Source organism: Cryobacterium sp. MP_3.1 (assembly GCF_035984795.1).
Lineage (GTDB): Bacteria > Actinomycetota > Actinomycetes > Actinomycetales > Microbacteriaceae > Cryobacterium > Cryobacterium zongtaii.
Map to the genome: position 1 here is coordinate 1 of NZ_JAXCHV010000063.1, position 2908 is coordinate 2908.

General features: G+C 63.4%; 3 protein-coding genes. 1 reads left to right on the forward strand and 2 read right to left on the reverse strand.

Translation table 11 applies throughout. The features are described from left to right. Nucleotides 1-758: 758 nt before the first annotated feature. On the forward strand, nt 759-1082 hold the full coding sequence (locus tag RCH12_RS18400; RefSeq protein WP_327017869.1) for a hypothetical protein: 324 nt from the start codon (nt 759-761) through the stop codon (nt 1080-1082). Nucleotides 1083-1249: 167 nt separating this feature from the next. Here the strand turns inward: RCH12_RS18400 and RCH12_RS18405 are convergent, their stop codons facing one another. After that, nucleotides 1250-1819: a hypothetical protein gene (locus tag RCH12_RS18405; protein ID WP_327017870.1), complete on the reverse strand. Its 570-nt coding sequence runs from the start codon at nt 1817-1819 to the stop codon at nt 1250-1252. Between the two features lie 175 nt (nt 1820-1994). Beyond that, on the reverse strand, nt 1995-2708 hold the full coding sequence (locus tag RCH12_RS18410; protein ID WP_327017871.1) for a hypothetical protein: 714 nt from the start codon (nt 2706-2708) through the stop codon (nt 1995-1997). Nucleotides 2709-2908: the final 200 nt, after the last annotated feature.

Genomic DNA, 2908 nt, shown 5'->3' on the forward strand with positions numbered 1-2908 from the left:
GCGAGGCTCAGCGCACAACCACGCCCCAGCACGCCGCCGCAACTCAAATCAGAACACGACTCCCAACCTCAGCCGATCGGTGGAATGAGGCTTAGTGATGATGGTGCTCGCCTTGAGTGCGCTACCTGCGCTCATGCGATTCCTTGCACCGATGGTGTCACAGGTAGGAGGAGGCGGTAATGCTGCACTAGCCCTGGCCGGAGCCGGCGGTGGAGCGCTCGGTGAGGTGGCGACTGGTGCTGTACGAAGGGTCGGTGGGGCCGCGGGAAAGGGCGGAGGAGGTGGTGGCGGCTCGTCCCCTGCAGCGACCGGATCCATGATGACGTCATCGAAGTCTCCCGCCATGACGACCTCGGCGAGTGCGGCCAGCGGGGGCGGTTCAGGCGCTGCTGTGGGCGGTCAAGCTGCGGCAGGCGGGGCGGCTGCTGCGGCTGGCGGCGCTGTTGCTGCTGGCCCGATCGGTGTCGCACTTGTCGCCGCTCAGAAGGCGGGAGACACCGGAAAGAAGGCTGCGGGCGCCGTCAAAGGCGCAGCGGAGGATGCCGCCGAAGGCTCTCCGACGGGAAGCTAGGGACATTGCGGGCGAGATGGTCGCTTCGGTGGCGCTGCCGTCGCCAGTTCTTGGGCTCGTTGAAGCAGAGTTGACGACGTTGCGGCGGCTCATGTCGACACACGTGACCGGATGAGATCAGCAAGGTCATGGGGGGCAGGAGTGGACGCACCGGGTCGTGCCGGCGGCGGGCCAGAACTCACCGCCGGTGCCGCCTCTCAAGAAACGAAGTACCACCTCGCCGGATGTGCAATCGTCGGACGACCAGTACCAACTCCGGCTACTCGCCACCGGCAGCATCCGCATCACGAAATCCAGAGTCAATGAGAACACGCGGGAGTGCCGCGCGGGAAGGCACCTCGAGCACGTCGACCCGACAACGCATTTCGTGGAGGCCAGGTTCGAGCTGGGCGAGGACGCAGCAGACACGCTCCACAAGGGAGATGCAGCAATCGTCGTCGGACGAGAGCACACCAGCAGCTGCGGTCCCGAGGGATCCAAGACCTACGGCCGCGTCATCGACGCCGACTAGATCGGTGCCAACCTGAGCCGCGCCGTCGCGCAAATCCGCCGCGACAGCAAGCCGGACGACCAGGCCTAACCCCAAGCGGCCCGCTCGCGGCCACATTACTGCAGCCGCCGCGCACCGTGAAGCTTCCCATCGTCGCGCGACGCGTAGCGGGGGAGTGGTCCGCAGGTCTACTTCTGGCTGGGGCGGGTGGTATTTGCTTCGGCACGGTCAGCGCGGGTGCGTTGCTCGCGTTCGCTGATGACCGTGGCCAGACGCCCGTTGAGCAAGAGCACTTCCGCCCGGACTCTCTCGCCCTCCAACCGGACCTGGTCGAGCAGGGCGCGGGTGTTCGCCGCTTCCGTCTCGGCCCGCTCGGCGCGCGCCTCGTCGGCGTCGGCCTGCACGGCCGCGGCCCGCGCGGCCGCCACAGCCTCGTCCTTGATCGCTGTGGCGGCGGTGACGAGGTTCTGTGCCTCGACGAGTTGAGCGACCACGGTCACGTTCTCTAGTGTCTGGACGGCCAGCTGGGCCGTCAGAGCAGTTAGCTCGTCATTTGCGCGTGCGTTGTCTTCGCCTGCGGCGACCGGGTCGCTCTCCAGGGTGGTGGCGCGCTGCTCGAGCGCGTCCAGGGTGGTGCGGAGTTCGTCGACCTGAACGGCTGGTTCTGAGGGCCGGCCGACGCCGGGCGTGGCGTCCACGGGCTCGTCGCAGCCGGGGAAACCGCAGGTGCGCATGGCGGTCATCTCAGGAAGACTCATGCTCATATCGGATCACCAGATACGCAATACGCAATACGAATGACGGTAACGAATTTCGAGTAGGCGTCCCCGAGTTGCCGGGTCGAGCGTGTCGGGCGTCGAGGTCGTGGCGGTGCCCGGAGTGCGGGCTTGTGGGGCTGGACCGGATCAACCTATTCAAGGCTGCGCGCGCTGCTTATGGAGCTGGTCTTCTCTTCATTTCCGCGGAAACAGGTTGCGTGGAGGAGAACCAGATCTCGACATCGACGTCGATTTCTTTCAGTACGTCCCGCATTGCCTGCATTTGCGACTGAATGTGGGTGGTGCGCAAAAGCGGCTCATAGTGCGCGACGCGGTTGCGGAGAGCGTAGATGCCCTCCACTGCGTTCACTAGAGCATCGGACGATCGACTCAAGTTCGGAAACGCATTCTGCAACCCGCTATTCCAAAGGTGCTGCCTGCCAGGATCCCTGTCTGGCAGAAGGAAGCGCCACGTGCTCATTGATAGCTGGGCCAGTATGTCGGCGTGAGTGATTAGTACCCCAGCAGGTTTAGTCCGCGCTGCGCGACGGCGCGCCTCGACTCGGCTGTCCGTCGTGACGAGGCGCGCCAGAAGTGGGGCGGGATCCAATAGCCAGTCGGAATTTCTGTAGTTACCAGTCTCGGAGTCAGTTTCTTGGCCATTCCATCTGCATAACTCGACGTCCATCGCGTTGCGGAGGACAACTTCGAACACCTGTAGCGCCTGATGCACCGACCCGGAGAGATTCAAATTCCATTTATAGAGCTGAATGGCTTTCTTGTGATCGTCATTCATGGCAGTCATGTAGGGCGCTAACCGAGTCGATGTTAAATACGGTTCCAGCTTGGCGAATATCGGCGCTACGTTCGATTGTGTGGTTAGTGCCATAACAGTTACAGTAGTGATGAAAGCGGAGGCAGGTCTCTCCGTTAGGTTTCTAGCCTCTGGCCCACGGTAATGCCGTCGGGCCTTTGGTGTTTAACGGGACGATTCAGCCTCATTCCACCGATCGGCTGAGGTTGGGAGTCGTGTTCTGATTTGAGTTGCGGCGGCGTGCTGGGGCGTGGTTGTGCGCTGAGCCTCGCTGC

Bases quoted from the DNA above. Each gene is read 5' to 3' on its own strand.
- RCH12_RS18405 (WP_327017870.1), bottom strand. From the start codon at position 1,819: ATGAGTCTTCCTGAGATGACCGCCATGCGCACCTGCGGTTTCCCCGGC.
- RCH12_RS18410 (WP_327017871.1), bottom strand. From the start codon at position 2,708: ATGGCACTAACCACACAATCGAACGTAGCGCCGATATTCGCCAAGCTG.